The organism is Streptomyces sp. NPDC051452 (assembly GCF_044454765.1).
GTDB lineage: Bacteria > Actinomycetota > Actinomycetes > Streptomycetales > Streptomycetaceae > Streptomyces.
This window is the reverse complement of the sequence record NZ_JBITEB010000018.1, coordinates 102050-128930: the sequence shown is the minus strand read 5'-3', so window position 1 is coordinate 128930 and position 26881 is coordinate 102050. Positions and strand designations below refer to the sequence as shown.

The window sequence follows — 26881 nt, the reverse complement described above, 5'->3', positions numbered from 1 at the left end:
CTCCGGAGCCGAAGGTCGAGCCGGTCACCCCGGTGACCAGCGTTTCCGCCCTTCTTTTTTCGCGCGATCCTCCCGGAGCGGCCCGTGGGCGCACCGCCTGTCCCCCGCGCCGCGGCCGGGGGGCACGCCGGCAGATTCCGGAGGGACGCCCTCGTCCAGGCGTTCGTGCACCGGGCCGTCGCCGCGGCGGAGCGCGAAGGCCGCCACCACCGCGACCACGTCGTCCCGCTGACCGGGCCCGTGGCCGCGGCGCTGGGCCGGGAGCCCGGCACCCTGGTGACCGTGCGGGTGGCGCGCGAGGACGCGTTGCCCCTCGCCGTGCGGACCTGGCGGAGCGAGCCGGAGATCCTGCGGGCCCTGCACGGCCTGCTGCCCGTGCCCGAGTGCCTGGCCGAGGGCGAGGGGTACGCCGTCCACAGCCATGTGGACGGACCCCTGCTGGCGGACGTGTGCGGCCCCGGCGAACCGGTCGGCGCGGCGCTGCTGGCCGACCTCGGGCGGCTGCTCGCCTCGATCCTCCAGGTGCGCGGCCCCGCCCTGCCACCCCTGCCCGCCGACCGACCGCGCAACCACACCGACTCCCAGGGATTCCTGCGCACCCTGGCCCTGCTCACCGACCGGCAGCTCCGCCGCACCCACCGGTCCCGCCACGGCGGCCTGTTCGTCGCGCTCGGCGTACCCGAGGACGCCCTGCTGCGGTTCGCCGACCGGGTACCGGCGATGACCCGGCGGCCCTACGGTCTGCTCCACGGCGACCTGCACCGCGGCAACCTGGTCCTGCCGCCCGGCGGTGACCCCGCGCTGCACTGCCTGGGCTGGGAACGGGCCGGCTACGGCGACCCGTTGCACGACCTCGCCGTCCATCTGGTGCGGATGCGCTATCCGGACGACCAGTGGCCCCGGGCCGTCGACGCCTGGGCCGCGGCGGTGCGCCGGGTGCGCCCGGCCGCCGTGGCCGGCCTGCACAAGGACCTGCCCCACTACGTGGCGTTCGAGCACGCGCAGTCCCTCTACGCGGACGTCATCCGGGCCGCACGCTCGCTGGAGGACTCCTTCGACCGGCAACGCCTGGAGAGGGCCACCGACATCGTCCGCGGCGCCCTGCGATCCGCCACCGAGCCCCTGCGGCTGGGCCGGGTCCCGGAGCGGGACGAGATCGAACGGGTGCTGTTCCGCCGGGGGGTGTCGGCGGGCCGGGCCAGGCCCGCCGGGGCCCGCGCCGGGGCCGTCGCCCGCGCGCGGGGGGCCGGGGGGCGGGGCATCGGGTGGGCGCCGGACCGGCGGGTGCCCGAACACCGGGACTTCCCGCACGCCGCGGTCGCCGACGCGCTGTTCCTGGAGGGAGCCGCCCCGGCCGGCCGGGTGTTCAAGGGCGCCGCGCACCTCAACACGGTGCTCCGGGTGCCGGGCACCCCCTTCCCCGTGGTCGTCCGCCGCGAGGCCGGCGTCGTCCTGCGGCGCGAGCGCAGCTTCCTCAGCGAGCACGCCGTACTCGGGGCGATCGAACGGTCCGGGGTGCCGGTGGCCGCGCCCCGCGTCCTGGCACTCGGCACCAGCCACGCCACCGACCCCGCCCACCGCTACCGCGGGGACCGCTTCGCCGTCCACACCTACGAGGGCGCCCGCGACCTCGGCCGGGGCCCCGACCACCCGGTGCACGGACTGCGGCCGCACGAGGCGGACTGTCTGATCGACCAGCTCGCCGCGCTGACCGCCGTCGACTACGCCCCGGTCGACCCGGTCGCGGGCCGCCCCGGCTTCTACGACTGGCTCAGCGACCAGCTGGTGGCGCTGGTCGCCGACCTGCCGAAGGCGTCCCAGCAGTCGGCCCGCTTCCTCGGGCTGCCCGACGCGCCGCGGCTGCGCGAGATCCTCGCCCGGCACCGCGTCACCGACCGCGACTGCGCCCTGCTGCACGGCGACCTCAACCCCTGGAACCTGGTCCGCCGGGACGACGACCCGGCGCTCACCCTCATCGACTGGGAGATGGCCCTGGTCGGGGACCCGCTGTACGAGCTGGTCCGGCACATGCACCTCACCCCGACCCGCCCGGAGATCCGCGACCGCATGTTCCGCCGCTGGGAGGCCCGCCTGGCCCCGCGCTTCACCAAGGGCTGGCAGCGGGACTGGCCGGTGTACCGGTGGATCGAACTGGTCCGCTCCGCCTACGTCGACCTCGACCGCCTGGTCAGCGGGACGAGCCTGGACGCCCCCAACGTCCGCCGCGCGCTGGACTCGTACGCCATGACCCTGGCCGCGGCCACCGCCTCCCTGGGACTGTCCCCCAGGCGCGCCCTCGCCTTCCGGGCGGGCACCGGCTTCGGCGACGTGCCGAGGGGCGGTGGCTGATACGGCCACTGCGGGGACCCCCCGCCCCGCGACGCCGGACCGGCGGGACCCGGATCACGCGCCGGCCGGCGTCCGGCGCGGGTCGCCGGGGAGGCCACTCGGACCCTCGAGGGGTGGGAGGCCGCGCACCGGGCCCGGGGCGAGGCGCTTCTCGCCGGGAACGGCTCCGTGGCCGATCCTGGACGGTGATGCTGCTCTTCCTCGACGTCGACGGCCCGCTCATCCCGTTCGGGGCGGCGGACCGGTCCTACCCGGAGTTCGCGGGCCCGCCGACCGCCTGCGCACGGCACCCGCTGCTCAGCCGTGTCGACCCGGCGCTAGGCCCCCGGCTCCTCGCGCTGGGCTGTGAGCTGGTGTGGGCCACCACCTGGATGGACGACGCCAACTCCTGCCTCGCGCCCTGGCTGGGCCTGCCCCCGCTGCCGGTCGTGGAGTGGCCGGACGAGGACGAACCGCCCGGCCTGCTGCACTGGAAGACCCGGCCGCTGGTCGCCTGGGCGGCCCGCCGCCCCTTCATCTGGGTGGACGACGAGATCACCGAGGCCGACCGCGCCTGGACGGCCGTCCACCACCCGGGGGCCGCCCTGCTGCACCGGATCGACCACCGCTACGGGCTCACCGAGGGCGACTTCGACGTCCTGGAGGAGTGGCTGGCGGCATCCGGCGGCTGAGCCGTGCTCAGCCGGCGCCGACGTAGGCCGCGAGGTGTTCGCCGGTGAGCGTGGAGCGGGCGGCGACGAGGTCGGCGGGGGTGCCCTCGAAGACCACCCGGCCGCCGTCGTGACCGGCGCCGGGGCCGAGGTCGATGATCCAGTCGGCGTGCGCCATGACCGCCTGGTGGTGCTCGACGACGATCACCGACTTGCCGGAGTCGACGAGCCGGTCCAGCAGGGCGAGCAGCTGTTCGACGTCGGCGAGGTGGAGGCCGGCGGTCGGCTCGTCGAGGACGTAGACACCGCTCTTCTCGGTCATGTGCGTGGCCAGCTTCAGCCGCTGCCGCTCACCGCCGGACAGCGTGGTGAGCGGCTGGCCGAGGGTGAGGTAGCCGAGCCCCACGTCGGCCATGTTCACCAGGATCCGGTGGGCGGCCGGAGTGCGCGCCTCGCCGGCGGCGAAGAACTCCTCGGCCTCGGACACCGGCATCGCCAGCACCTCGCTGATGTCCCGACCGCCGAGGCGGTACTCCAGCACCGAGGCCTCGAACCGCTTGCCCTCGCACTCCTCGCAGGTGACGGCGACACCGGCCATCATCGCCAGGTCGGTGTAGACGACCCCGGCGCCGTTGCAGGTGGGACAGGCGCCCTCGGAGTTGGCGCTGAACAGCGCCGGCTTGACGCCGTTGGCCTTGGCGAAGGCCTTGCGGATCGGCTCCAGCAGCCCGGTGTACGTCGCCGGATTGCTCCGGCGCGAGCCGCGGATCGGCGTCTGGTCGATCGACACCACGCCCTCGCCGGCCGGGATCGAGCCGTGCACCAGGGAACTCTTGCCGGAGCCCGCGACACCGGTGACGACGGCGAGGACGCCGAGCGGGATGTCGACGTCGACGCCCCGCAGGTTGTGCCTGGTCGCGCCGCGGATCCTCAGCGCGCCGGCCGGCTCGCGGACCGTCTTCTTGAGCACGGCCCGGTCGTCCAGATGGCGGCCGGTGAGGGTGCCGGCGGCCCGCAGCCCCTCGACGGTGCCCTCGAAACAGACCGTGCCGCCCTGCGTGCCGGCGCGGGGGCCGAGGTCGACGACGTGGTCGGCGATCGCGATGACCTCCGGCTTGTGCTCCACGACGAGCACCGTGTTGCCCTTGTCCCGCAGCCGCAGCAGCAGGTCGTTCATCCGCTGGATGTCGTGCGGGTGCAGGCCGATGGTGGGCTCGTCGAAGACGTAGGTGACGTCGGTGAGCGAGGAACCGAGGTGGCGGATCATCTTGGTGCGCTGTGCCTCGCCGCCCGAGAGCGTGCCCGCGGGCCGGTCGAGCGAGAGATAGCCGAGGCCGATCTCGACGAAGGAGTCGAGGGTCTCGCCCAGCGCCTTCAGCAGCGGCGCCACCGACGGCTCGGCGAGGCCGCGCACCCACTCGGCCAGGTCGCTGATCTGCATCGCGCAGGCGTCGGCGATGCTGATCCCCTCGATCTTCGACGACCGGGCCGCCTCGGTGAGCCGGGTGCCCGCGCACTCGGGGCAGGTGGTGAAGGTGACCGCCCGGTCCACGAACTCCCGGATGTGCGGCTGCATCGCCTCCCGGTCCTTGGCGAGCATCGACTTCTGGATGCGCGGGACGAGCCCCTCGTACGTCATGTTGATGCCCGCGATCTTCATCCTGGTCGGCTCGCGGTACAGGAAGTCCTGCAGCTGCCGCTCGGTGAAGGCGCGGATCGGCTTGCCCGGGTCGAACAGGCCTGACTCGGCGTAGAGGCGGTAGTTCCAGCCGCCGGCCTTGTAGCCGGGGATGGTGAGCGCGCCCTCGTCGAGCGACTTGGCGTCGTCGTAGAGCTGCGTGAGGTCGATGTCGGTGACGTCGCCCCGGCCCTCGCAGCGCGGGCACATGCCGCCCGTGACGCTGAACTCGCGACGCTCCTTCACGGTCTGTCCGCCGCGTCGCACGGTGACCGCGCCCGCCCCGCTGATCGAGGCGGTGTTGAAGGAGAACGCCTTGGGCGAGCCGATGTGCGGTGTGCCGAGGCGGCTGAAGAGGATGCGCAGCATGGCGTTGGTGTCGGTGGCGGTGCCGACCGTGGAGCGCGGGTCGGCACCCATCCGCTGCTGGTCGACGAGGATCGCGGTGGTGAGCCCGTCGAGGAGGTCGACGTCGGGCCGCGCGAGCGTCGGCATGAAGCCCTGCACGAAACTGCTGTACGTCTCGTTGATCATCCGCTGTGACTCCGCGGCGATGGTGTCGAACACCAGGGAGCTCTTGCCCGAGCCGGAGACACCGGTGAAGACGGTCAGCCGGCGCTTGGGGATCTCGACACTGACGTCCTTGAGGTTGTTCTCCCTTGCGCCGTGCACCCTGATCAGGTCGTGCCGGTCGGCGTCGTGCCGAGCGGACGCCTGGGCGTCCGTCCTGGTGGTCGAGGTCATCGTCTCTCCATCTCCGCGGGGCCGCCCCGACACGCTAGCCGCAGCACCCCGGCCGACGCTTCTCCGATACTGACCGGCTCAGCGGGTGACCTTGATCGGACGCCGGGCGCGTCACGATCACAGTGCGGCTCCTTCCGCTTCGACACACTCTTGCAAGCGGGTGCTTGCAATTGTTAGCGAAGGTGGGGCAAGGTGGAGGCATGGCATCGCTCAACGTCGGCAATCTCGGTGAGTACCTGCGCGAGCAGCGGCGCAACGCCCAGCTGTCGCTACGGCAACTCGCCGATGCCGCCGGGGTGTCCAATCCGTACCTGAGCCAGATCGAGCGCGGGCTGCGCAAGCCCAGCGCGGAGGTGCTCCAGCAGGTCGCCAAGGCCCTGCGCATCTCCGCCGAGACGTTGTACGTCCGCGCCGGCATCCTCGACGCCGAACGGGACCGGGACGACGTGGAGACGCGAGCCGTCCTCCTCGCCGACCCCTCGCTCAACGAGCGGCAGAAGCAGGTGCTGCTGCAGATCTACGAGTCCTTCCGCAAGGAGAACGGATTCGGGATCGGCGAGCCCGCGGCACACGAGGACGCCGGGAACGACGAGAACGGCTCCGGGACCGCGGACGAGGGCACCGGCGGCACCGCCGTGCGCGGCACCCGCACGGCCGACGCTGTCGACGATGCCGGTCCGCGGCGGACGGCCGGATGACGCCGGCCAGGGCTGACGGACGTCACACCGCGGACCACACAACCTCAGCCGAACGCGAATCCGGGAGGACCATCACCATGGCCATCACCGACGACCTGCGCAAGTCCCTCAGCGACCCGAAGCCGCTCTACTTCGCCGCCGGCACCGCCGATCTGGCGTTCCGGCAGGCCAAGAAGGTGCCCGGCCTGGTCGAGCAGCTGCGCGCCGAGGCACCGGCCCGTATCGAGGCCGTGCGCAACACCGACCCCAAGGCCGTGCAGGAGCGGGCCGCGGCCCGCGCCAAGGAGGCGCAGGAGACTCTCCAGGGCCGGGTCAACGAGTTCCTCGGCACCCTCGACGTCGACCTGAAGAAGCTCGGTGAGAGCGCCCAGGACCTCGCCCTGCGCGGGGTGGGCGTCGCCGCCGAGTACGCGGTCCGGGTCCGCGAGACCTACGAGAAGGTCGCCGAGCAGGGCGAGCAGGCCGTGCGTACCTGGCGCGGCGAGGCCGCCGAGGAGATCGAGGACCTGGCCATCGCCGTCGAGGGCAAGCCCGAGCCGGTCGAGGTCACGGAGGAGCCGAAGCCGGCCGCGAAGAAGGCGCCGACTCCGCGCAAGAACGGCACCACCGCGAAGAAGACGCCCCCGCCGGCCATGTGACGAGACCCGACGAGGCCGGTACGGGCCGGGCACCTTCGGGGTGCCCGGCCCGTTGTATGGGTACGGTGGCTGTACTGACGACTCGACCCGGGTGGTGGGCTCTGTGCTGATGACGGCATTCGGCGGCGTGATGTGGCTGATCTTCACCGCCATGCTGGCCATGGCCGTGGTGGCCTTCGTGCTGGCCGCGCTCTTCCGTGAGGACGCCTACCGGGCGGCCGACAAGCAGAACAAGGGCTTCTGGCTGATCATCCTGGGTGTCGTCGTCGCGGTGAACCTGTTCGTCCCGATGCTGTTCCTTCAGCTGGCGGGCCTGGTGGCCACGATCGTCTTCTTCGTGGACGTCCGCCCCGCCCTTCGCCAGGTCTCCGGCGGCAGCGGCCGCGGGTGGGGCCGCCGCGGCGGCAGCAGCAGCGACGGCCCGTACGGCCCCTACAACGGCGGCCGCTAGCGGCTCACCCCCGGCGACGGGGCACGCGCCACCGGCCGCCGTGCGGATCGCGCGCGGGCGGCGGCCGCTATGCCCGGTCGAGCGCGGGCGTACACCGCGACACCGGCCCAGCGCGCCTGGTCGGCGCGCGATAGGGGGCGCGATACGGGCGAGTGCGGTATCGGTCGGCCGCGGTACGGGCAGGCAGTGGCAGCGGCTGGGTGCCGTGTCGGTTGAGCGTGTCCGGGCGGCCGAGGAACCGGAACGGCGCGCCGGCAGCCGCGGCACGCGTTGAACGCGCCCGGCAGCCGTGAGAGCTGCCGAGGGATGCGGGTCGGCCGCGATCGGACCGCGCCCGGTGACGGGGGCCGGGGGGTCGCGGGGCGGGTCTTGGGCCGGGTGCAGCGGGGGCCGGGCGTCGGCGGCCGAGCCCCCTCTCGGGGGCCGAATCGCCCGGCAGCCGTGGGAGCTGCCGAGGGGTGCGGGTCGGCCGCGATCGGACCGCGCCCGGCGACGGGGGGCGCGGGGCGGGCCTTGGGCCGGGTGCAGCGGGGGCCGGGCTCTTCTCCGGGCCGAGCCCCCTCTCGGGGGCCGAACCGCCCGCCCGTACGGCGGGCCGGCCGCGCTACGGCGTTCGGTCCAGCAGGACGACCGCCACGTCGTCCGTCAGCTCGCCGCCGTTGAGGTCGCGGACCTCGTTGACCGCGGCCCGCAGCAGCTCCTCGCCGCGCAGCCCCTCGGCCAGCTGGCGGCGGATCATCCCGACCATGCCGTCCTGGCCCAGCCGCTCGCCGTCCACGCCGACCCGGCCCTCGATCAGGCCGTCGGTGTAGAGCATCAGGCTCCACTCGGCACCCAGCTCCACCTGCATGCGCGGCCAGCGGGCGCCGGGCAGCAGACCGAGGGCGGGACCGTTGTTGTCGTACGGCAGCAGCCGCGCGGGCCGGCCCGGGCGGGCGATCAGCGGCGCCGGATGCCCGGCCAGGCACAGCCCCGCCCGCCGGCCGTCGGGCGCGATGTCCACCGTGCACAGCGTCGCGAAGATCTCCTCGTCGGCGCGCTCGTGCTCCAGCACCTCCTGGAGCGTGCCCAGCAGCTCGTCCCCGCACAGTCCGGCCAGGGTCAGCGCCCGCCAGGCGATGCGCAGCTCCACGCCGAGCGCGGCCTCGTCCGGGCCGTGACCGCAGACGTCGCCGATCATGGCGTGCACGGTGCCGTCCGGGGTGCGGACGGCGTCGTAGAAGTCACCGCCGAGCAGGGCCCGCGAACGGCCCGGGCGGTAGCGCGCGGCGAAGCGCAGCGAGGACCCCTCCAGCAGCGGGGTGGGCAGCAGGCCGCGTTCCAGGCGACGGTTCTCCTGCGCGCGCAGCCTGCCCTCGGCGAGGCGGCGCTCGGCGGTGTCGGACCGCTTGCGTTCCACCGCGTACCGGATGGCGCGGCTGAGCAGCCGGCCGTCCAGTTCGTCCCGGAAGAGGTAGTCCTGGGCGCCCACGCGCACGGCCTCGGCGCCGCGCTCGGCGTCCGCGGAGGCGGTCAGCGCGAGTACGGCGTGCCGGGGCGCGAGCCGCAGCACGTGCTTGAGCACGGCCAGCTCGTCGTCCGCGCCGGTGCCTCCCGGGGCCGGGAGCGCGAGATCCAGCAGGATGCAGTGGACGTCGTCGGTGAGCAGCCGTCCGGCCTCGGTGAGGTTGCGGGCGGTGCGGACACGGATCGGCTTGCCGGCCGCGTCCAGCAGGTCGGGCACGATCGGCGAACCGGCCGGATCGTCCTCGATCAACAGCAGGGTGAGAGTGGCGCCGGTGCCGTTCACGGGCACGGCGTCGCGGTGGGCCTCGTCCTTGAGGGGGCCGCCGACTGCGGGTGCGGCCTGCGCCTGACCACTCTCCACGGCCGGGATCGCTCTCTGCCGCGGTACGGGTACGGGCATCTCTTGGGTTCCTTCCCTCCCCCCGAGGGCACGGCGGCGTCGAGGGGCTCGACCCACCGACGGGTGACCATAGCGGCATTGCCCACCCCGATGGAATGGTGTGAGCCGCGTCGCTGCCGCGCAGACCGCTGTCATATGCCGTGTTATGTACCGCAGTTGGACAGTCCGGCGGACCGCCGGTGATGACGAAGCTCACTCGGGTACGGGCCGCGGGTGCGGTGGGTCACATGACCCGCGTCACGGCGGGAGATGGCCGGAAGGGTACGCCTCACGCGTCCGGGCGGACGACACCCAGGATCGGCATCGATCCGGCGCCCGCGACCGTCACCGTCCGCCCGGGGCGCGGGGCGTGGATGATCGCGCCGTCGCCGATGTACATCCCGACATGGCTGGCGTCGTCGAAGTAGATGACTAGGTCGCCGGGGCGCATGTCCTCGACGCCGACGTGCCTGAGCTGCTTCCACTGCTCCTGCGAGGTGCGCGGGACGGGGTGCCCGGCCGCCGCCCAGGCCTGCGAGGTCAGGCCCGAGCAGTCGAAGGAGTCCGGCCCCTCGGCGCCCCACACGTACGGCTTGCCGAGCTGGGCGGTGGCGAACCGTACGGCCTTCTCGCCCTGCGTCGAGGCCTTGCCGGCGGTGTCCTTGATGACGCCGGTGTCCAGCCAGGCCGTCTGGGCCTTGACGGCGGCCGCCTGTTCCAGCTCGGCGAGCCGCTCCTTCTCCTTCTTCTCCAGCCTCGACTCGAGCTTCTCGGCGGCGTCGATCCGCCGCTCGATCCTCTTCTTCGCGGCGGCCTTGGCCTTGCGGCCCGCCTCCAGCTTCTTCCACTGGGCTGCGGCGTCGGCGGCGTACTCCCGCAACTCCTTCTGGGTGCGGGCCATTTCGCCGAGCAGGGACCTGGCCGCCCGCTGGCCCTGGAGCACCAGTCCGGCCCCGTCCAGGACCTGTCCCGGGTCGTCGCTGAGCAGGAACTGGGCGATGGGCGGCAGTCCGCCGGTGCGGTACTGGGAGCGGGCGGCGGCGCCCGCCCGGTTCTTCATCGCCTTCAGCTTCTCCTGACCCTCGACGATCTTCTTCGCCAGCGCCACGATCTCGGCGGACTGCTTCTTCGCCTTCTCCTCGGCCGCGTCGTAGGCGTCGGTGGCCACGGCGGCGTCGTGGTAGAGGCTGTCGAGCTGCCGTCGGACGCGCTCCAGGTCCTTGTCGCGCGGGGGAGTCGGGGCGGCGGGAGAGCCGCTCGGCGCCGGAGCGGCCGGGGAGCCGCTCGGTTTCGGGGCGGCCGGGGAGCCGCTCGCCGTCGGCAGGGGGGAGGGGGCCGCCGCGAACGCCACACCCGGGGCCGCGAGCACGCTCGCCGCGCAGACCACGGTCAGGGCGGCCGTGAGCAGGCCGCGCTTGCCCGTACCCATACCACTTCCCCCAAACTGATTTACCGTCAGTAACTTACGGTCGCCTGAGGGATCGTGCCATGGCGGCGCGCAAAGCGACAGAGGTCGTCGGAAGTCGGATTTCCCCCGCCGACCGCCGAGTACGACGATCTCCCCCGCTTCTGTGACGAACGACGCACGGAGATCGTTCCGTTCACCGCTTTGTCCACTCGAAGGGGTCAGCCGCGGGGTGCCAACGCCTCCCACGCCACCGTGACTTCGCCCTGGCGCCAGCGCGCCGCGCGGTCCGTCACCGGCCAGTCGGCGGCGAGGTCGCGGACCGAGCGGATCCAGCGTTGCCGGGCGCCGTAGGAGGCGTAGGGCGCGGCGGCGGCCCAGGCGCGGTCGAAGTCGCGGAGGAAGGCGTGCACGGGCTCGCCGGGGACGTTGCGGTGGATCAGCGCCTTCGGCAGCCGCTCGGCCAGGTCGGAGGGGCGCTCCAGGGAGCCCAGCCGGGTGGCGAAGGTGACCGTGCGCGGGCCCTCCGGGCCGAGCGCCACCCAGACGTGCCGCCGCCCGATCTCGTCGCAGGTCCCCTCGACCAGCAGTCCGCCACGCGAGGCGCCGGCCGCCGGGGCGAGGCGGGCGCACAGTCGCTGCCACACGGCGGCGACCTCGGCCTCGTCGTACTGCCGCAGCACGTTGGCGGCCCGGATGAGGATCGGACGGCCCGGGACCGGGATCTCGAACCCGCCGTGCCGGAAGGTCAGCCCGTCCCGCTCGTAGAGCACGGCCGCCGCCACCCGCTCCGGTTCGATCTCGACACCGACCACGCGCGCGCGTGGGGCGGCCGTGCGCAGCCGGCCGAGCAGTTCGACGGCGGTCCAGGGCGCGGCGCCGTAGCCGAGGTCGACCGCCACCGGGTCCTCGGCGCGGCGCAGTTCCGCGCCGTGCGCGGCCGCGATCCAGCGGTCCATCCGGCGCAGCCGGTTGGGGTTGGTCGTCCCGCGCGTCACCGTTCCCACGACGGGAGTCCCCCCGGCCGAGCGAGGCCGAGAGTGGCGGAGGGACGTCGAGCGGGCTGCCATGTCTACGAGGGTATGCGGCGCCCGCGGCCCCCCGGACCGAGCCGAGCAGGCGGCGGCGGGGGCGCGGGTGGTCGGGTCCGGTGTGCGGGTGCCCGGTGGGGGGTGGTCGGTGACCGGATCCCGCCGTGAACAGTTGAGCGAATGAGGGTAATTATTCGGTAAAGGCGGGCGCGGGGGAATGGCGGGCGCCCCCGCCGCTGTTGTCCCCCTTCGGAGGATGAGGTGGATCCTCTGGAAGGCATGCCCGCGACAAGGAGGACCGCCAGGTGAGCCAGTACGTCAGCAGGCTCGGGCGACGCTCCCCGTCGGCCTCCGCCCGGCTACGGCTGCACCGCAGGCCCCGCCGGGTCGCCATGCTCTCCGTGCACACCTCCCCGCTCCACCAGCCCGGCACCGGCGACGCAGGCGGCATGAACGTCTACATCGTGGAGCTGGCCCAGCGGCTCGCCGCGATCAACATCGAGGTCGAGATCTTCACCCGGGCCTCGGCCGGCGGCCTGCCGCCCACCGTCGAGCTGGCCCCCGGCGTCCTCGTCCGGCACGTCGACGCCGGCCCTTACGAGGGCCTCGCCAAGGAGGACCTCCCGGCCCAGCTGTGCGCGTTCACGCACGGCGTGATGCAGGCATGGGCCGGTCACCGACCCGGTTACTACGACCTCGTCCACTCCCACTACTGGCTCTCCGGCCACGTCGGCTGGCTCGCCGCCCAGCGCTGGGGCGTCCCCCTGGTGCACGCGATGCACACGATGGCCAAGGTCAAGAACGCCAACCTGGCCGACGGCGACCGTCCCGAGCCCGCCGCCCGGGTCATCGGCGAGACCCAGATCGTCGCCGCCGCCGACCGCCTCATCGCCAACACGGCCGAGGAGGCCGCCGAACTCGTCCGGCACTACGCGGCCGATCCGGCCGAGGTCGCGGTCGTCCACCCCGGCGTGAACCTCGACCGCTTCCGCCCCGCCGACGGCCGCGCCGCCGCCCGCGCCCGCCTCGGTCTCCCGCAGGACGCCCTGATCCCGCTGTTCGCGGGCCGCATACAGCCCCTGAAGGCGCCGGACATCCTGCTGCGCGCGGTGGCCGTGCTGCTCGACGAGCGCCCCGAGCTGCGCTCGCGCATCCTCGTGCCCGTCGTCGGCGGCCCCAGCGGCAGCGGGCTCGCCAAGCCGGAGGGGCTGCAGAAGCTCGCCGCCCGGCTCGGTATCGCGGACGTCGTACGGTTCCGCCCGCCGGTCGGCCAGGAGCAGCTCGCCGACTGGTTCCGGGCCGCGTCGCTGCTCGTCATGCCGTCCTACAGCGAGTCCTTCGGGCTGGTCGCCATCGAGGCGCAGGCGACCGGCACCCCGGTGCTCGCGGCCTCCGTGGGCGGTCTGCCGGTGGCCGTGCGCGACGGCGAGACCGGCTTCCTCGTGGGCGGCCACCATCCGGCCGAGTACGCGCGCGTGCTGGGCCGGTTCGCCGACGAGCCGTCCCTCTCGACGAGCATGGGGCAGGCCGCCGCCCGCCACGCCCAGGGCTTCGGCTGGGACACCGCGGCCGCCGCCACCGCCGACGTCTACACCGCCGCGGCCCAGTGGCACCGCCGTCGCGTACGCTCCCAGCATGGGTGAGGGCGAGCGCATGGGTGACGTCGACAAGGCCGGGCGGGTCCTCGCGGCCGTCCTCGCGGACGCCGAACTGGAGTGGGAGAGCCCGGAGCCCGGGAACTACGTGGTCAAACTCCCGGGCACACGCAAGCTGTCCACGACGGTCTCCCTCATCGTCGGCCGCCACTCCCTCTCCCTCAACGCCTTCGTCATCCGGCACCCCGACGAGAACGAGGCCGGTGTCCACCGCTGGCTCCTGGAACGCAATCTCAAGCTGTACGGCGTGAGTTACGCCGTGGACCAGCTCGGTGACATCTACGTCAACGCCCGCCTCCCGCTCGCCTCCGTCACCGAGGACGAGATCGACCGCCTGCTCGGGCAGGTCCTGGAAGCGGCCGACGGCGCCTTCAACACCCTTCTGGAACTGGGCTTCGCCTCCTCGATCCGCAAGGAGTACGCCTGGCGCGTCTCCCGCGGCGAGTCCACCCGGAACCTGGACGCGTTCAAGCATCTGATCGAGCGTCCGGCGAACTGACCGTCGGGCTGGGCGTCGGGCTGACCCTCGCACCGCTCCCGTTTCCCGGGCCGGCCTTTTCGTGCCGCCCTCTTCCGGCCAGGTGTCGGCAGTGGCATGCTCGCCGCCAGCACACTCCTGAACGTAGTTCATAAGGATGAACAGAACCGAAGGGGCGGGTCACCATGAGCCGGGTCACCATGAGCAACGCGCACCTCACCAGACGGACCCTGCTCGCGGGCGCGACGGCGGTGGCCCTGGGCGCCACGACCGGCACCGCGCGGGCGGCCACCGCCGACACCGCACAGGCCGCCGCCGGCGGCGCGCGGCTGACCACGGCGCCGGGTGAAGTCCCCGCGCTCTGGCACGAGTTCCGGCGCACCCCGTTCACCCACCCGCAGATCCCCTATGTCGGCCGGGCCGGCTACCGCGGCGGAGCCACCCGCTTCCCCCGCCCCCGCGTCGTCGCCGACGTCACCGACTTCGGGGCCGTGCCCGACGGCAGCACCGACTGCGCCCCCGCCATCAACCGCGCCATCGCCGCCGCCGGAAGGGCCGGTGGTGGCACGGTCACCATCCCGCCCGGCATCTTCCGCATCGACGACGTGATCCGCCTCGGCGACTCGCACGTCGTCCTGCGCGGCGCCGGCAGCGGCCGTACGACCCTCTACGCCACGAAGAACCTCACCGAACTGGTCGGCGTCTACGGCTCGCGCTACGGCGGTGACAAGTCCTCGTGGTCCTGGGCCGGCGGTCTCATCTGGCTCGCTCCGAGGGCCCGTTGGGACTCCCTGGTCGCCGCGATCAGATCCCGGGCCTGGCCCTTCGAGGGCTGGACCGGCAACAGCCGCGACGAGTGGACGACGCTCACGGCCGTGGCCCCCGCCCGTCAGGGCTCGCGAACCCTCACCGTGACCGACCCCACCGGCCTGCGCCCCGGGCGCCTGGTCCTGCTCCGCCTCGCCGACGACCCCGCCCACACCCTGCTCCAGCACATGGCGGGCGGCGGTCCGGGGCCTGCGTCCTACTCCTGGGACGACAAGACGAAGCTGCTCTCCTACGTCCCCTACGAGTGGCCCGTGCGCATCACCCGCGTCCAGGGCCGCCGCGTCACCCTCGAACGCCCCCTCCCACTCGACGTACGCACCGAATGGGATCCGCGACTCACCACGCACGTACCGGAGTTGACCGGCTCCGGCGTGCAGGGCCTGACCCTGGAGGCGGTGCAGACCCCGCAGTCGCCCCACCTCCTCGACAAGGGCTACAACGGGGTCGTCCTGCAGTGCGCCTACGACTGCTGGGTGGACGACGTCACCGTGCGCCACGTCGACAACGGCTTCGGCCTGGTCGCCGCCTCCGCCTGCACCCTGCGCCGCACCCGGGTCGCCGGCCGCGGCTCGCACCACCCGTACTTCTGCCGCGAGGGCTCCCACGACAATCTGATCGAGGACTTCACGATCGAGGAGCGCACGGTCCCCGCGCCCCCCGGCACCCAACTGCACGGCATCAACGTCGAAGGGCTGTCCTCCCACAACGTCTGGTCGCGCGGCGACATGCGGATGGGCACCTTCGACAGCCATCGCGGACTGCCGTTCGCCGACGTCCGCACCGACATCACCATCGACAACACCGGCCGGCACGGCGGGGACGCCAGCGCCGGGCCGCTCTTCGGCGCCCGCTTCACCCACTGGAACATCCGGGTCACCAACGGCCGCGCGGGCCTGACGAGGATCGACGGCCTGGCACCGTACTCGGCGACGGTCGGCATCAACGAGGTCACCGAGTTCGACCAGATCGACGTCCCCGACTTCACCGGCGACCCGCACTCCCGCCTGGAGCTGTACGGCACCACGAACGTCGTACGGCCGAGCAACCTGTACGACGCTCAGCGCGAGCTGAGCCGGTAGCGGCCCGGCGCGACCCCCACCAGCTTCCTGAAGTGCCGGGTCAGGTGCGCCTGGTCGTAGAACCCGGCCACCGACGCCACCTCGCCCGGCGCCATCCCGTCCAGCAGCAGCCGGCGGGCCCGGCCGACCCGGCGGGACATCAGGTACTGGTGCGGGGCGATGCCGTAGGCGCCGCTGAACACCCGCACCAGATGCGCCGGATGGGCGTGCAGCAGCCGCGCGGCCTCCTCCAGCGAGACCCCTGCGACGAGCCGTGCGTCCAGCAACTCCCGCAGCCGACCCGCCAGTACCGGATCCCGGCGCACCCTCGGCGGGTCCGACCGGTGCCGCAGATGGTCCCGCAGCCGCTCCCCCACGAAGGTAAGCCGGCTCTCCGCCTCCAGCTCGTCACCGGGCCGGGCGAGGGCGGAGTGCAGCCTGCCAACGCCCCGCCGCAACCCCGGATCGCGCAGATCGGGTCCGTCGACGGCCGCCCCGATCAGCTCCTCGCCCAGCCGGCTGCTGTCGAGGTACACCACCCGCTTGCGGAAGCCGTCCGCGGTGGCGGGCGAGCCGTTGTGCGGCACGTGCGGCGGCAACAGGGAGACCGTGTCGTGCGGGGTGCCGTGCTCGTGCCGGTCGAGGTCGTACCGCACCGCCCCGTCGTCCACGATCAGCAGCGTCCAGGCGTCGTGGACGTGCATGGGGTAGGCGTACTCGGTGAAGCGGGCGTGGAAGACCTCCGTGACGCCCGGGACGCGGGGACGCCACGCGGTCACCTCCCGCCGTGCGGCCATGCAAAGAACGTACAAGACGCGGCGGCGGGGCGGTCGGCAGTCTCATCCCATGAGCACTGAACCCATCCGCTTCGACACGAAGATCGCCGTACTGCTGCGCGGGGACCTGGAGTCGTGGCAGCGCCTCAATGTCACCGCGTTCCTGGTCAGCGGCCTCGGAGTGACCCTCCCCGAGGTGGTCGGGGAGCCCTACGAGGACGCCGACTCGGTGTCGTACCTGCCCATGTTCCGGCAGCCGGTGCTGGTCTTCGAGGGCACGAAGGAGACCCTGAAGGCGGCCCACGAGCGGGCGCTGAGCCGGTCCCTGCCCCGGGCGGTGTTCACCGCGGACCTCTTCGCGACGGGCAACGACCGCGACAACCGCGCCGCCGTGCGGGCCGTCCCCACGGCGGACCTGGATCTGGTGGGCCTCGCGGTGTACGGGGCGCGGGGCGCGGTGGACAAGGTGCTGAAGGGGGCCCGGATGCATCCGTGAGGGCGCCGGTGCCGGCGCGGGCGGACAGGCGCGGACGGCAGCAACCCTGCCGTCGGTCTCCCGCCCCCGGCCCTCCCTCCGCCCGGCCGCCTGCCCCCGGCCACTCGGCCGGTCGAACGAATCCCATCGCGTGACCGGGTGATCCGATCACCATGGCCACCATGGCTGCCCGACTCCAGGCTGAATGTCGTATTTGCTGCCGCTGTCCGCCACGACCGACGGACCCCGGACGGCTGCGCGACGCGGCCCGGCCCTGAAGGAGAGCCATGGGACACATCCGATCCGGCAGCGTGGCAGCGGTCGCGGCGGCGGTCGTCACGGGCCTGGCGGGCGGACCGGCGGGCGCCACGGGTCAGGACCAGGTCCCCTGCGGCGCCACCGCACTGCGCACCGCCATCGCCACGGCGTCGCCGGGCGCCACGCTCGTCCTCACCAGCCACTGCGCCTACCACCTGACCTCCGCCTACTCCGGCGACGACGGACTGCCCGCCGTCGACCGCCGCCTCACGATCATGGGCCAGGGCGCGACGATCGTCCGTGACTCGGCGACGGCCGGCGCCTTCCGTATCCTCCACGTCACCTCCACGGGCAACCTGCACCTGGAGGACGTCACCGTGCGCGGCGGCGACGCGCCCGACGACGGCGGGGGGATCCTCGTGGACGGCGGCGGCAGGCTCACCCTGGTGAAGGCCGACGTCGTGGACAACGCCGCCGGCGGACAGGGCGGCGGCGTGGAGGTGGGGGCCGGTGCCACGGCCGTCGTCAAGCACAGCCGGCTGGCGTACAACAACGCCGACACCGGCGGTGGGCTGCACAACGCCGGGACCCTGAGCGTGGAAGACACCGACTTCTCCCGCGACCACGCCCGGACGACCGGTGGCGGGGTCGACCAGACCGGCGGCTCGGCCGTCTACAGCAACTCCCTGATCAGGTACAACACCGCCGCCAGTGCCGGTGGCGGCCTGGTCGACGACGGCGGCACGGTGGAGTTCTACGACGGCAAGATCGCCAACAACACGTCGTCCGGCCTGGCGGGCGGCGTCCTCAACCGCGCCCGCCTGACGCTGATCCGGGCGGAGGTCACGGGCAACGTCGCCGGCGGCACGGGTGGCACGGGCGGCGGCATCCTCAACACGGCGGGCGGCGCGCTCGTCCTCAGGGACAGCCTCGTCGAGGGGAACAGCGCCAACGGCGACAGCGACGCCCACGCCGGCGGCATCTGGAACGGCGACGCGACGGTCACGCTCGACCACACCACCGTCCGCGGCAACGCCTCCACGGTGGCCCCCGGCGGCGTCTGGACCGACACCCCGTTCACGGTGAGGGACTCCAAGATCCTCTACAACATCCCGACCAACTGCACGGGAAGCCCGGTCGTGGTCACGGGGTGCCTGGACTGACACCGGTGACGGGCGCACCGTCGGCCGGCTCGTCGGCGGACTCGGCGGTGGACTCGATGGCGGGGACTGTGGCCTCGGACCCGGGCACGGGTGAGGGCTCGCGCACGGGGGAGGGCTCGCGCACGGGTGAGGGCGCAGGTACGGGCGAAGGCTCAGGTGCGGGTGAAGGCGCAGGTACGGCAACGGCGTCGGCCGTTGCCACCGTCGCCGCGGCAGGCCCGGGGTCCCGGATCCCGCGCATCAGCACGGCCCAGCCCAGCCCGGCCACGGTCCCCACCGCCGCGCACATCGCCCACAGCCACTGCGCGCCGAACCGGTCGATCACCGCGCCGGACATCAGGGGGGCGACCAGCGCGGCGACGGACCACGAGAGGGTGTAGACGCCCTGGTAGCGCCCGCGCCCATGGACCGGTGACAGCCGGACGACGAGGCCGGTCTGGGTCGGCGCGTTGACGATCTCGGCCAGGGTCCACACGCACACGGTGAGCATGAAGACGCCGACCGACCCGGCGAAGGCGGTGAGTCCGAAGCCGTAGCCGGCGAGGACCGAGGAGGCGACCAGCAGGGTGCGCGGATCGCGGTGCTCGATGAACCGGGTGACGGGGATCTGCAGGACGACGACCAGGACGCCGTTGACGGCGAGGGCGAGGCCGTAGTCGGCGGGGGAGAAGCCGGCCCGGCCCATCGCCACCGGCAGCCCGACCGACCCCTGCTGGAAGATCAGGGCCACGAGGAAGGAGAGCCCGACGACGGCCATGTACCGGCCGTCGCGCAGCACGGCCGCGAGGCCGACGGCGTCCCGCGACTCCTTGCCGCCGACGGGGACCGGCCGGGACTCGGGCACCTTGAGGAAGACGACGAGCGCACAGGCCAGGGTCATCCCGGCCTCGATCAGGAACCCGGCGAGATAGCTGAACTCGGCGATGAACCCGGCGGCCGTGGAGGAGACGGCGAAACCGAGGTTGATGGCCCAGTAGTTCAGGGAGAAGGCACGTACGCGGTCCTCGGGGGGAACGATGTCGGCCATCATCGCCTGCACGGCCGGCCGGGAGGCGTTGGAGGCCACGCCGACGAGGAAGGCGGCCCCGGCGATGGCGACCGGATCGGTCATGAAGCCGAGCAGCGCGACGGAGGCGGCGGTGGCGGTCTGGGCGACGAGCAGGGTGGGCCGCCGACCCATCCGGTCCGCCATCACTCCGCCGGCGAGCGAGGAGACGACCCCGCCGAGGCCGTGCAGGGAGGCGACGAGACCGGCGTACGAGGCCGAGTAGCCGCGGTCGATGGTGAGGTACAGGGCCATGAACGTGGCCACGAACGCGCCGAGCCGGTTGACGAGGGTGCTCGTCCACAGCCACCAGTACTCGCGCGGGAGCCCGGAGACGGTTTCCCGGGCAGCACGTCTCAGAGCGGCTGACGACATCGTTTCCCCCACAGCGGTAAGCGGCCAAGACGGCCATCACACCTTACGAATGAGGGTCGTCGGGGCGCCACCCCATTTACGGGCAGGCGCCGCTCGCACGGCCCGGCGCCGCCACGACGGCCCCCATGCCCCTTAGGTAGGCTCGACGCCATGGCCGACGCACCGTACAAGCTGATCCTCCTCCGCCACGGCGAGAGCGAGTGGAACGCGAAGAACCTGTTCACCGGCTGGGTGGACGTCAACCTGAACGAGAAGGGCGAGAAGGAGGCAGTCCGCGGTGGCGAGCTTCTGAAGGACGCCGATCTCCTCCCCGACGTGGTCCACACGTCCCTCCAGAAGCGCGCGATCCGCACCGCGCAGCTCGCGCTGGAGGCCGCCGACCGCCACTGGATCCCGGTCCACCGCAGCTGGCGCCTGAACGAGCGCCACTACGGCGCCCTCCAGGGCAAGGACAAGGCGGCGACGCTGGCCGAGTTCGGCGAGGAGCAGTTCATGCTCTGGCGCCGCTCCTACGACACCCCGCCGCCCCCGCTCGCCGTGGACTCGGAGTACTCGCAGTTCCACGACGCCCGCTACGCGACCCTCCCGCCGGAGCTGCGCCCGCTTACGGAGTGCCTGAAGGACGTCGTCGTCCGCATGCTCCCCTACTGGTTCGACGACATCGTCCCCGACCTCCTGACGGGCCGCACGGTCCTGGTCGCGGCCCACGGCAACAGCCTGCGCGCCCTGGTCAAGCACCTGGACGGCATCTCCGACGCCGACATCGCGGGCCTGAACATCCCCACGGGCATCCCGCTGTACTACGAGCTGAACACCGACTTCAAGCCGGTCACCCCCGGCGGCAAGTACCTCGACCCCGAGGCGGCGGCAGCGGCGATCGAGGCGGTCAAGAACCAGGGCAAGAAGAAGTAAGCGCCCACGATCGAGCCCCCTACCTGCGGTTTCTCCGCGAGTAGGGGGCTTGTTGCTGCCTCTGGGCCGTCTCTGGGCCGTCAGGTGCCGGACGAGCCCGGTCGGGCCGTGTCGAAGACGGCGGCGACCGCCTTGCGAGTGCGCTCCTGGCTCGACGGCATCAGATGCGCGTACACGCGGAGCGTCAGCCCCGGGTCCGAGTGACCGAGGTACTCGGCGAGGGCCGCGAATGATCGAGCTGCTCGGGGATCTCGTGCCGTTTCCGGATCGGATCGACTTCGATCGCTTCACCTTCCCGCAGAAGGTGGCCCTGGTGGCGGCCCATGGAGCCCTCGATCAGGAGGATGTCCCGGCCTATCTCAAGGTCAACTCAATGCGCAACAAGGTAGCGCACCGCCTGAATGCAGCGTTGAGCGCCGGGGACGAAGTTGACCTGATCAACTGTCTGAGTCCGCTGCTTCGCCACACGTCGATGGTCGATGAGCCGAACGTCGCCGCAGCGTCGTGGCCATACGCCTTGCGCTCCGTCTTGGCCGCCATGGTCATTCACCTGGAGGTGCGACGCAAGCAACTTCTGAAGGCACGGGACGAGCAACGACGGGTCGCAGGGGAAGTTGCCCAGCTCGCCAAGGAACTCCGTGAGGAACGGGAACAGCGAGAGGCTGCCCTCGCTGCGGCAAGCGTCCCAAGAGTGCCGACCATGCGCCATGAGCACTGGCCTGACGGAGTCGTCAAGCAACCGACTGACGTCTGACACCAACGTCTGACACCAACAGCCCCGCACGGGAGCGGATCAGCGCGCACTTATACGGCCAGCCGCAGAGCGAGTAGCTGCCGCTCAGCAGTGCCGGGACCCCATGGTGATCGACCTGATAAAGATGAGGCCAGACCTCAAAGCCCTTGTGCCTCGCGGGGCGCTGTCCTGAACCGATGGACAGCGCCCCGCGACGCCCTGTGGACCGAAGGGGAACTTGGGGTCAGACGCCCCAGGTGCCCTGGTTCACGGCGCAGGTCCAGCCGGTGCCGTGGAGGGCGAACTTCACCTTGTAGCTGTGGGTGTTGAGCAGGTGTGTCTGCACCTTCACGCCGAGGCTGCTGCTCGGCTTGAGGGTCCCCTTGTACACGGAGACCGTCATCGACGTCTTGTGGGTGACCCGGCCGTTCTTGGGCGTGGCCGTGCCGAAGCGGATGTTCGCGACGTCCGTGACGGTGAGCGTGACCTTCGTGAAGCTCTTGGTCGTGCTCTTGTTCTTGATCCCGAAGTACAGACCGCCGTTGGTCACCCAACCGTGCGAGTCGACGTAGAACCTCGCCGGGTAGACGAGGTTGACCGGGCAACCGGTGCTCGTCGTAGCCGGGGTCGCGGCCGATGCCGTGCCGGCGAGACCGAGCTGGGTGGCGGTGACGAGCCCTGCGGCGGCGAGAACGGCCGCGGCGGCGCGCATGCGATGCATCGTGGAGAGACTCCCCCTCTGACTGGCCCGACCTGACGGGCCGTAGGCGGAAAGAGTGCCATCCCCGGCACCCGGGCGCGCGTGCCTGCCGGGGTTCGGCAGTGGTTGTTACGGCAGTAGTACAAACCGCCTCAGCACTCCGCGTGGCCGCTAGACGACGCATGACCAGACGGAACCCATCCCCTTGCATGGTGGTGGGTCCACGCATTTCCTCCCGTGGGGCCGCAGCCTGCCGGGTAGAGCCGCCCGTCTCAGTTCCCTTCTCATTCAGCCCCATTCAGGACCGTTCACACGGGACCGTCAGCAGGTGTTGCCGCCCGCGCCAGCCGCCCATGAACGCAGGTGAACGACCCCGGAGGCAGCCCACGAGGCCACCAACACAGTTGGAAAGCGTGCACTCCCACCCGGAGTACCGTGCTGGTCATGTCAGTCAAACGTGTCTGCCCGCGCTGTGAGCAGGACTGGGTCCAGCCGTACCGCTTCAAGGCCGATGGGACGTGCTTCCTGCTGTGCACCGAGTGCGACTCACTGTGGTGGCCCCACGCGACGGTAGGCGTCGCTCAGGCGCACTTCCTCGACGATGTTGTCGCGGCACGCCTCGGTGTCGAGGGAAACCCATGGGGCGATCGTGTCTGGGGTGACGTCATCGAGCCGGCGCCAGGACTCCAGCGCTGAAGTCTGCCGCACCACAAGGCACCAGATCGGGCGGGAACAGCGGGGAACAACGGTGAAAGCAGCCGGGCCCGATGGGGCCGCTTTCCCCACCGTCCGCCCAGCTCAGTGCCTGAGTGCAGAAGCTGCTCAACCATGGCGTGGCTAAGGAGTGGTCGGACATGGAAGAGGGGTGCATCACCGCTCCCCTACCTGCCGTTTCGCTGCTGGTAGGGGGCCTGTTGCTGTGCTGGGGCTTGGGGCCGTGGACCCTAGGTGCGGCTGATCTGGACGCGGACTGCCACGAGCAGCGCGAACAGGGAAGCGGCGACGGGGCCGGTCCCGGTCTGCACACCCAGGCCGGCACCGCCGAGACCGATGACGGTGAACGGTGTCTCGCGGAGGGCGAGGTCGATGCGGAGGCCCCGCCGTGGCACTATGGCCCTCTCCGTGTGAGTCATGTGTTGTCCTATCGCTGGGTCAATGAACAAGCCCATGGAGAGGAGAGGCTGCCCGGCCATGGGTGGCCTCTCCACTATTTCGGTAGCAGGACCCTACTGCCTCATCCGACAATTAACAAAAGGCTGAGCTCAGCGCTATATCCACCCTATTAACTAGCCGTCGGTATCAAGCGTTGGCCGGACGCTGGGCCTTGAGCGCGCTTGCTCAGCTGGCGTCGGACGGCCTCTCAGGTGGGGGCCAAGCCTTGCCGTGCGGCTGGCCGGCCTGGTATGACCCAAATGCATCGGCGAACTTTGGTGGGCAGCCCACGCGGACACGATTCATGATTGGCAAACGTGAAAAGATGTCGGATGCGGAAGACGTAATCGGAAACGCGTAATCATGATGCGTTATTCGAGAGTCCGAAACCAGATCGCGTAACGTGGATCCTGTTCAAATGAATCTGCCGCCACGATTCGCGTACAGAGTGAGCCGGTAGGTGGCCGTCATCCACTGCCGCGCTGAGCGCTGTCCGCACGTTGGAGTAGATGGACCGGGCGTACGACCCTCGGACGCCGTTCTCCGAGGACCCGCAGTTGGACACGGGCTCGCGGTCCTTCAGGCCGAGGGCGGTGTGTTCCTGGGCGGCGCGGTAGTCAGCGCGGACCTGGTCTCGACTCGTTCCTTCGGGCCGCCGGTCTGAGCTCTGGAAGTGCGGCGATGGCGAGTTCGCGTTTGACCCCCGACGCGGTAGCTAGGTACTCCCCATAGAGGAGAGGCTTGTCATCCCGCATGCGGATGCGCGGGCATCTCGGCGTGAGCACGATGGAACCCATGGTGAAGATCGACGGGTTATCCAGTGCTCCACGTTGGGCTGTCCTCGCGGCCCACACAGTGCCACTTGTCACCCTGCCGTCCGGCCTGTGGCGGATCGCCCAGGTTGCGGGGCTCCCGGTGGCCGAGCAGTTGGGCCGGAACGGTCGCGAGGCGGTCGTAGCCATCTCGCTGACCTTGGTAACAGAAGGTCTCGCCCTGCTCACACTCGGATTGGTGCGGCCGTGGGGCGAGGTCGCACCTCGCTGGCTCCCACTCATCGGCGGACGGCGCGTGCACACACTCGCGGCGGTAGTACCGGCAATGCTCGGGGCGGCGCTGCTGTGCACGATAGTGGGGTGGTTCGCCTGTACACAGGCGGCAGGGCTGATCGGGCGTGTCACGCAGACGCCGGCCCAGCAAGTACTCCTCGTGGTGTGCTACTCCCCGCTGCTGGCCTGGGCGCCCCTCCTCGCGGCCACGGCGCTCGCGTACTACCGGCGCAGGACGACTGTGTGATGAAGGGGAGGTCGGCTTGCGCGGCTGTGTCTCACTGCGCTCGGTCGGGGGCTACCCGCTCCAGGTGGCTCAGCCGAAGGAGCCGTGCCAGTCGCGTACCAGATCGTGCAGGGAACCACGGGGAGCAGCGGGCACTGGCCACGGGGGCGACCAGCACTCCGGCGCCACTCAATTGCAGGTCAGCACAGCAACTGCTTTCCAGGAGATCCAGGCTTCCCAAGGGTGAGGGCCGATCGCTGCCCGATAGCCTGCTCCCTGTGCCGTTCGCTCAGGCGCCAACGGGCGCCCTTCAGCTGAAGTGGGAACTCCAGGGCCATGGTTGGGCGAGGTGTCACCTGGCCACCGACTCCCATCAGGCTTCGCTCGTAGTCAGCTACTGCACCGATGCGTTGGCGGATCTCGTGGCAGCTGCGGGAGGGCTGTACGGGCAGCAGCGCACGACCCGATTCTTCTTCGACGCCGAGCCGCAGGAACTCCGCTGGGTGCTCCGTGCCACGGATGTACTGATCGACGTGACCATCCACAAGTTCCCCGATGTCTCGGTCAGCCCCGACCTACCGGACACCGCCGGCACGGTGATCTGGCAGTCGGCACACTCGCGTCGTTTGTTCTCCCACGCCGTGCTGAACGCCGCTCAGAACGTGTTCACAGAGCACGGCGAGGCCGGCTACCAGGCCAAGTGGATGCTCCATCCCTTTCCCGTCGCCCTGGTCCAGGACCTCCGCAGACTGCATCTGCGTGACGACGCCTGCGGCCTGCCCCACGACCACGCACATCCCTAGGCGAACGAGGGGTTCCCGACTTCCCAGGGCTCCCGCCGTGACACCCGAGGTGAAGCAGCCCCCCGAGCCTCGCGGCCGGAGCGCCGGCCCGAGAGCGTTCCGGGCGTTGCGTAGAAGTGCCGCAGGGCGTGCATGCCGTGTTCGCGGGCGGCGGCATGCTCGCGCATGTCTCTTCGGTGGGTTGATCAACTCATGGGGCCGTCGTAGTTCCGCAGAACGTTCAGAGCCGTGTCGAAGGCCGAGTCCCTCTTCTTGTCGAACTCCTTCTTCGTGAAGACCGGCTCTTCGAGGTGCGGTGGAATGCCCGTGCCGTCGAAGGTCCTGCCCGCCCGGGTCAGGAACTCCTCGTTCGGAAGCCAGGCCGACATCCCGTTGGGGAGCTTGCGCGACATGACGTCCGAGAAGACGCCCTGCGTGGGCTGCCCGATCCGGGCCGTCTGGCCAGGCCGGTCCATGAGGGCCTGGGTGAAGGTCTCCCCCGCACTGAAGGTCGAGCCGCCGGTCAGCACGGCGACCGGCCCGGTGTAACGGGGCCCTTGGGCGGGCGTGACATACGCGGGTTGGGGGCGGGTGTGCCGGGTGGGGTCGGCGGGGTCGTTGCGGGCCCGCTTGGAGTAGGCGAGGTAGGAGGTGTCGGTGAGGCGCTCGGCGATGTGGATTCCCAGGGCGTCGGAGCCGCCGCCGTTGATCCGCAGGTCGATGACCAGGCCCTTCAGGCGCTGGGTGCGCTCCCGGCTGAAGACCGTGTCCAGCGCCTTGTCGAGCTCGGCCATCTGGGCGGCGTAGGGGGCGCCGTCGCCCGCGTATCCGCCGAAGCCGGAGATCCGCAGATAGCCCTGCCCACCGGGGAGGTCGGCGTAGGTGATCCGCCCGTTGGCGAAGTCCCGGACGTTCCGGGCGTTCTCGAGGTCGCGCGCCACGATGAACTTCTTGACCTTGGCGTCCAACTCCTCGGTGGGCACGACGGTGCCGGGGCGAACCCGTGCGAAGACGCGATCGCCGTTCTGGACGGCAACGTGGGCATCGTGGAGCGGCCTGACCATCTCGCTGAAGACGGCGTAGAGCTCGTCCCTCGTCGTCCCAGCGTGGACCCGGGGGCGGTATTGGTCGCGTACGGCGTGCCAATCGATGCCCTTGGCGGAAAAGAAGGGGTAGTTCTCCTCGAAGGACTGCCAGAAGACGTCAAAGGCAGCAAGCGGACCCTTGGGGGCCGGACGCGTGCAGGCGTCGGGCAACTCCGGGATCCGGCGCAGGTTCCGGTCGCCGACGGAGCCGTCCACCCGCATGGACGCGCGGTCGCGGCCTCCTTGGGTGCGTACGGTGAGGACAGTGCCGTCGGGCATGGTGTAGGTGCCGGGGCCGGTCCGCTGCGCGGAATCGCCCTTGAGACAGCTGACGGGGGTGGTCTGGTACTCCTGGAAGGTTCCGTTCCGGATGGATAGGACGGTGCCGTAACCGTCCATGCGCCAGATTCCGTCGGTGGTCGGCTGGTGGGCGGTGGCGGCCGGCGCGGCTTGGCCGGCGAGGGCCAGGGCGGCGGCGGTGGCCGTGACTATGCGCACGATCCTGCCTTCTCTGTGGGCGACTTGCTCGGGACAGCGCAACGGTCGCCGACATGGCGCTCTCCCGGCCATCCGGCTGTCCGGCTGATCGAAGGTGGGGCCAGCCC

Annotated in this window: 24 protein-coding genes and 1 pseudogene; 15 read left to right on the top strand and 10 right to left on the bottom strand. The window is 71.6% G+C overall.

Annotation, left to right across the window (positions count from 1 at the left end; genetic code table 11):
- Window positions 1-84: 84 nt before the first annotated feature.
- On the top strand, window positions 85-2349 hold the full coding sequence (locus tag ACIBA9_RS32035; protein WP_399368541.1) for a phosphotransferase: 2265 nt from the start codon (window positions 85-87) through the stop codon (window positions 2347-2349).
- A 188-nt stretch (window positions 2350-2537) separates the two neighbouring features.
- The gene (locus tag ACIBA9_RS32030) at window positions 2538-3020 is read left to right on the top strand and encodes an HAD domain-containing protein (protein ID WP_399368539.1); all 483 of its coding nucleotides are present in this window, start codon (window positions 2538-2540) and stop codon (window positions 3018-3020) included.
- A gap of 7 nt (window positions 3021-3027) precedes the next feature.
- Here the strand turns inward: ACIBA9_RS32030 and ACIBA9_RS32025 are convergent, their stop codons facing one another.
- Window positions 3028-5421: an ATP-binding cassette domain-containing protein gene (locus tag ACIBA9_RS32025; RefSeq protein WP_399368537.1), complete on the bottom strand. Its 2394-nt coding sequence runs from the start codon at window positions 5419-5421 to the stop codon at window positions 3028-3030.
- Between the two features lie 200 nt (window positions 5422-5621).
- On the opposite strand from ACIBA9_RS32025, the gene ACIBA9_RS32020 reads away from it, so the two are divergent.
- From ACIBA9_RS32020 to ACIBA9_RS32010, 3 genes are all read left to right on the top strand, one after another.
- Window positions 5622-6119 (top strand): helix-turn-helix domain-containing protein, encoded by a 498-nt coding sequence (locus ACIBA9_RS32020; RefSeq protein WP_399368535.1) that lies wholly within the window; start codon window positions 5622-5624, stop codon window positions 6117-6119.
- Between the two features lie 77 nt (window positions 6120-6196).
- Window positions 6197-6757, top strand: a complete 561-nt coding sequence (locus ACIBA9_RS32015) for a hypothetical protein (protein ID WP_362163208.1) — start codon at window positions 6197-6199, stop codon at window positions 6755-6757.
- Between the two features lie 109 nt (window positions 6758-6866).
- The gene (locus ACIBA9_RS32010; protein WP_399368628.1) at window positions 6867-7208 is read left to right on the top strand and encodes a DUF2516 family protein; all 342 of its coding nucleotides are present in this window, start codon (window positions 6867-6869) and stop codon (window positions 7206-7208) included.
- 604 nt (window positions 7209-7812) lie between these two features.
- On the opposite strand, the gene ACIBA9_RS32005 is transcribed toward ACIBA9_RS32010, so the two are convergent.
- From ACIBA9_RS32005 to ACIBA9_RS31995, 3 genes are all read right to left on the bottom strand, one after another.
- Window positions 7813-9114: a PP2C family protein-serine/threonine phosphatase gene (locus ACIBA9_RS32005; protein WP_399368533.1), complete on the bottom strand. Its 1302-nt coding sequence runs from the start codon at window positions 9112-9114 to the stop codon at window positions 7813-7815.
- Window positions 9115-9382: 268 nt separating this feature from the next.
- Entirely contained in the window at window positions 9383-10522 is a 1140-nt protein-coding gene (locus tag ACIBA9_RS32000) for an NlpC/P60 family protein (RefSeq protein ID WP_399368531.1), read from the bottom strand.
- A 197-nt stretch (window positions 10523-10719) separates the two neighbouring features.
- Window positions 10720-11505: a class I SAM-dependent methyltransferase gene (locus ACIBA9_RS31995; RefSeq protein WP_399368529.1), complete on the bottom strand. Its 786-nt coding sequence runs from the start codon at window positions 11503-11505 to the stop codon at window positions 10720-10722.
- Between the two features lie 329 nt (window positions 11506-11834).
- Between ACIBA9_RS31995 and mshA the strand changes: the two genes are divergently transcribed.
- The 3 genes from mshA (at window position 11835) to ACIBA9_RS31980 (ending at window position 15569) form a co-directional block, all read left to right on the top strand.
- Window positions 11835-13172, top strand: a complete 1338-nt coding sequence (gene mshA, locus ACIBA9_RS31990; protein ID WP_399368527.1) for a D-inositol-3-phosphate glycosyltransferase — start codon at window positions 11835-11837, stop codon at window positions 13170-13172.
- Between the two features lie 10 nt (window positions 13173-13182).
- Window positions 13183-13683: a YbjN domain-containing protein gene (locus tag ACIBA9_RS31985; protein ID WP_399368626.1), complete on the top strand. Its 501-nt coding sequence runs from the start codon at window positions 13183-13185 to the stop codon at window positions 13681-13683.
- Between the two features lie 164 nt (window positions 13684-13847).
- On the top strand, window positions 13848-15569 hold the full coding sequence (locus tag ACIBA9_RS31980; protein WP_399368525.1) for a glycosyl hydrolase family 28-related protein: 1722 nt from the start codon (window positions 13848-13850) through the stop codon (window positions 15567-15569).
- Here the strand turns inward: ACIBA9_RS31980 and ACIBA9_RS31975 are convergent.
- Window positions 15548-16345 carry an AraC family transcriptional regulator gene (locus tag ACIBA9_RS31975; protein ID WP_399368523.1) on the bottom strand — a complete coding sequence of 266 codons (798 nt, stop codon included), beginning with the start codon at window positions 16343-16345 and terminating at the stop codon, window positions 15548-15550. The two genes, ACIBA9_RS31980 and ACIBA9_RS31975, sit on opposite strands and share 22 nt — an antisense overlap.
- Window positions 16346-16394: 49 nt before the next feature.
- On the opposite strand from ACIBA9_RS31975, the gene ACIBA9_RS31970 reads away from it, so the two are divergent.
- Together ACIBA9_RS31970 and ACIBA9_RS31965 are read left to right on the top strand one after the other, a co-directional pair.
- Complete coding sequence (locus ACIBA9_RS31970; protein ID WP_393899295.1) at window positions 16395-16820, top strand: DUF2000 family protein; 426 nt, start codon at window positions 16395-16397, stop codon at window positions 16818-16820.
- 266 nt (window positions 16821-17086) lie between these two features.
- Window positions 17087-18220, top strand: a complete 1134-nt coding sequence (locus tag ACIBA9_RS31965; RefSeq protein ID WP_399368521.1) for a hypothetical protein — start codon at window positions 17087-17089, stop codon at window positions 18218-18220.
- Here ACIBA9_RS31965 and ACIBA9_RS31960 read toward each other — a convergent pair.
- Window positions 18201-19640, bottom strand: coding sequence for an MDR family MFS transporter (locus ACIBA9_RS31960; protein ID WP_399368519.1), 1440 nt, complete (start codon window positions 19638-19640; stop codon window positions 18201-18203). The genes ACIBA9_RS31965 and ACIBA9_RS31960 overlap by 20 nt on opposite strands.
- A 150-nt stretch (window positions 19641-19790) precedes the next feature.
- Here ACIBA9_RS31960 and ACIBA9_RS31955 point away from each other — a divergent pair, with 150 nt between their 5' ends.
- Window positions 19791-20552: a phosphoglyceromutase gene (locus tag ACIBA9_RS31955; RefSeq protein WP_399368517.1), complete on the top strand. Its 762-nt coding sequence runs from the start codon at window positions 19791-19793 to the stop codon at window positions 20550-20552.
- An 80-nt stretch (window positions 20553-20632) separates the two neighbouring features.
- On the opposite strand, the pseudogene ACIBA9_RS31950 reads toward ACIBA9_RS31955, so the two are convergent.
- Window positions 20633-20794: pseudogene (locus tag ACIBA9_RS31950) on the bottom strand (site-specific integrase); the annotation flags it as partial.
- Between ACIBA9_RS31950 and ACIBA9_RS31945 the strand changes: the two are divergent.
- Entirely contained in the window at window positions 20782-21306 is a 525-nt protein-coding gene (locus tag ACIBA9_RS31945; RefSeq protein WP_399368515.1) for a hypothetical protein, read from the top strand. The pseudogene ACIBA9_RS31950 and the gene ACIBA9_RS31945 sit on opposite strands and share 13 nt — an antisense overlap.
- A gap of 223 nt (window positions 21307-21529) precedes the next feature.
- Here the strand turns inward: ACIBA9_RS31945 and ACIBA9_RS31940 are convergent, their stop codons facing one another.
- Window positions 21530-21997: a hypothetical protein gene (locus ACIBA9_RS31940; protein ID WP_399368513.1), complete on the bottom strand. Its 468-nt coding sequence runs from the start codon at window positions 21995-21997 to the stop codon at window positions 21530-21532.
- Between the two features lie 432 nt (window positions 21998-22429).
- On the opposite strand from ACIBA9_RS31940, the gene ACIBA9_RS31935 reads away from it, so the two are divergent.
- The gene (locus ACIBA9_RS31935; RefSeq protein ID WP_399368511.1) at window positions 22430-22681 is read left to right on the top strand and encodes a hypothetical protein; all 252 of its coding nucleotides are present in this window, start codon (window positions 22430-22432) and stop codon (window positions 22679-22681) included.
- Between the two features lie 248 nt (window positions 22682-22929).
- On the opposite strand, the gene ACIBA9_RS31930 is transcribed toward ACIBA9_RS31935, so the two are convergent.
- Window positions 22930-23118 carry a hypothetical protein gene (locus ACIBA9_RS31930; protein WP_399368509.1) on the bottom strand — a complete coding sequence of 63 codons (189 nt, stop codon included), beginning with the start codon at window positions 23116-23118 and terminating at the stop codon, window positions 22930-22932.
- A gap of 814 nt (window positions 23119-23932) precedes the next feature.
- Between ACIBA9_RS31930 and ACIBA9_RS31925 the strand changes: the two genes are divergently transcribed.
- Together ACIBA9_RS31925 and ACIBA9_RS31920 are read left to right on the top strand one after the other, a co-directional pair.
- On the top strand, window positions 23933-24430 hold the full coding sequence (locus tag ACIBA9_RS31925; RefSeq protein ID WP_399368507.1) for a hypothetical protein: 498 nt from the start codon (window positions 23933-23935) through the stop codon (window positions 24428-24430).
- Between the two features lie 401 nt (window positions 24431-24831).
- The gene (locus tag ACIBA9_RS31920) at window positions 24832-25212 is read left to right on the top strand and encodes a hypothetical protein (protein ID WP_399368505.1); all 381 of its coding nucleotides are present in this window, start codon (window positions 24832-24834) and stop codon (window positions 25210-25212) included.
- 185 nt (window positions 25213-25397) lie between these two features.
- Here ACIBA9_RS31920 and ACIBA9_RS31915 read toward each other — a convergent pair whose 3' ends face one another.
- Window positions 25398-26774 carry a S41 family peptidase gene (locus tag ACIBA9_RS31915; RefSeq protein ID WP_399368503.1) on the bottom strand — a complete coding sequence of 459 codons (1377 nt, stop codon included), beginning with the start codon at window positions 26772-26774 and terminating at the stop codon, window positions 25398-25400.
- Between the last annotated feature and the right edge of the window lie 107 nt (window positions 26775-26881).

Bases quoted from the DNA above. Each gene is read 5' to 3' on its own strand.
- ACIBA9_RS32020 (WP_399368535.1), top strand. From the start codon at position 5,622: ATGGCATCGCTCAACGTCGGCAATCTCGGTGAGTACCTGCGCGAGCAG.
- ACIBA9_RS31980 (WP_399368525.1), top strand. From the start codon at position 13,848: ATGAGCCGGGTCACCATGAGCAACGCGCACCTCACCAGACGGACCCTG.
- ACIBA9_RS31935 (WP_399368511.1), top strand. From the start codon at position 22,430: ATGTCAGTCAAACGTGTCTGCCCGCGCTGTGAGCAGGACTGGGTCCAG.
- ACIBA9_RS32000 (WP_399368531.1), bottom strand. From the start codon at position 10,522: ATGGGTACGGGCAAGCGCGGCCTGCTCACGGCCGCCCTGACCGTGGTC.
- ACIBA9_RS31925 (WP_399368507.1), top strand. From the start codon at position 23,933: ATGGTGAAGATCGACGGGTTATCCAGTGCTCCACGTTGGGCTGTCCTC.
- ACIBA9_RS32015 (WP_362163208.1), top strand. From the start codon at position 6,197: ATGGCCATCACCGACGACCTGCGCAAGTCCCTCAGCGACCCGAAGCCG.
- ACIBA9_RS32005 (WP_399368533.1), bottom strand. From the start codon at position 9,114: ATGCCCGTACCCGTACCGCGGCAGAGAGCGATCCCGGCCGTGGAGAGT.
- ACIBA9_RS31985 (WP_399368626.1), top strand. From the start codon at position 13,183: ATGGGTGACGTCGACAAGGCCGGGCGGGTCCTCGCGGCCGTCCTCGCG.
- ACIBA9_RS31955 (WP_399368517.1), top strand. From the start codon at position 19,791: ATGGCCGACGCACCGTACAAGCTGATCCTCCTCCGCCACGGCGAGAGC.
- ACIBA9_RS31945 (WP_399368515.1), top strand. From the start codon at position 20,782: ATGATCGAGCTGCTCGGGGATCTCGTGCCGTTTCCGGATCGGATCGAC.
- ACIBA9_RS32030 (WP_399368539.1), top strand. From the start codon at position 2,538: ATGCTGCTCTTCCTCGACGTCGACGGCCCGCTCATCCCGTTCGGGGCG.
- ACIBA9_RS32010 (WP_399368628.1), top strand. From the start codon at position 6,867: ATGACGGCATTCGGCGGCGTGATGTGGCTGATCTTCACCGCCATGCTG.
- ACIBA9_RS31965 (WP_399368521.1), top strand. From the start codon at position 17,087: ATGGGACACATCCGATCCGGCAGCGTGGCAGCGGTCGCGGCGGCGGTC.
- ACIBA9_RS31975 (WP_399368523.1), bottom strand. From the start codon at position 16,345: ATGGCCGCACGGCGGGAGGTGACCGCGTGGCGTCCCCGCGTCCCGGGC.
- ACIBA9_RS31930 (WP_399368509.1), bottom strand. From the start codon at position 23,118: ATGACTCACACGGAGAGGGCCATAGTGCCACGGCGGGGCCTCCGCATC.
- ACIBA9_RS31940 (WP_399368513.1), bottom strand. From the start codon at position 21,997: ATGCGCGCCGCCGCGGCCGTTCTCGCCGCCGCAGGGCTCGTCACCGCC.
- ACIBA9_RS32025 (WP_399368537.1), bottom strand. From the start codon at position 5,421: ATGACCTCGACCACCAGGACGGACGCCCAGGCGTCCGCTCGGCACGAC.
- ACIBA9_RS31960 (WP_399368519.1), bottom strand. From the start codon at position 19,640: ATGTCGTCAGCCGCTCTGAGACGTGCTGCCCGGGAAACCGTCTCCGGG.
- ACIBA9_RS31970 (WP_393899295.1), top strand. From the start codon at position 16,395: ATGAGCACTGAACCCATCCGCTTCGACACGAAGATCGCCGTACTGCTG.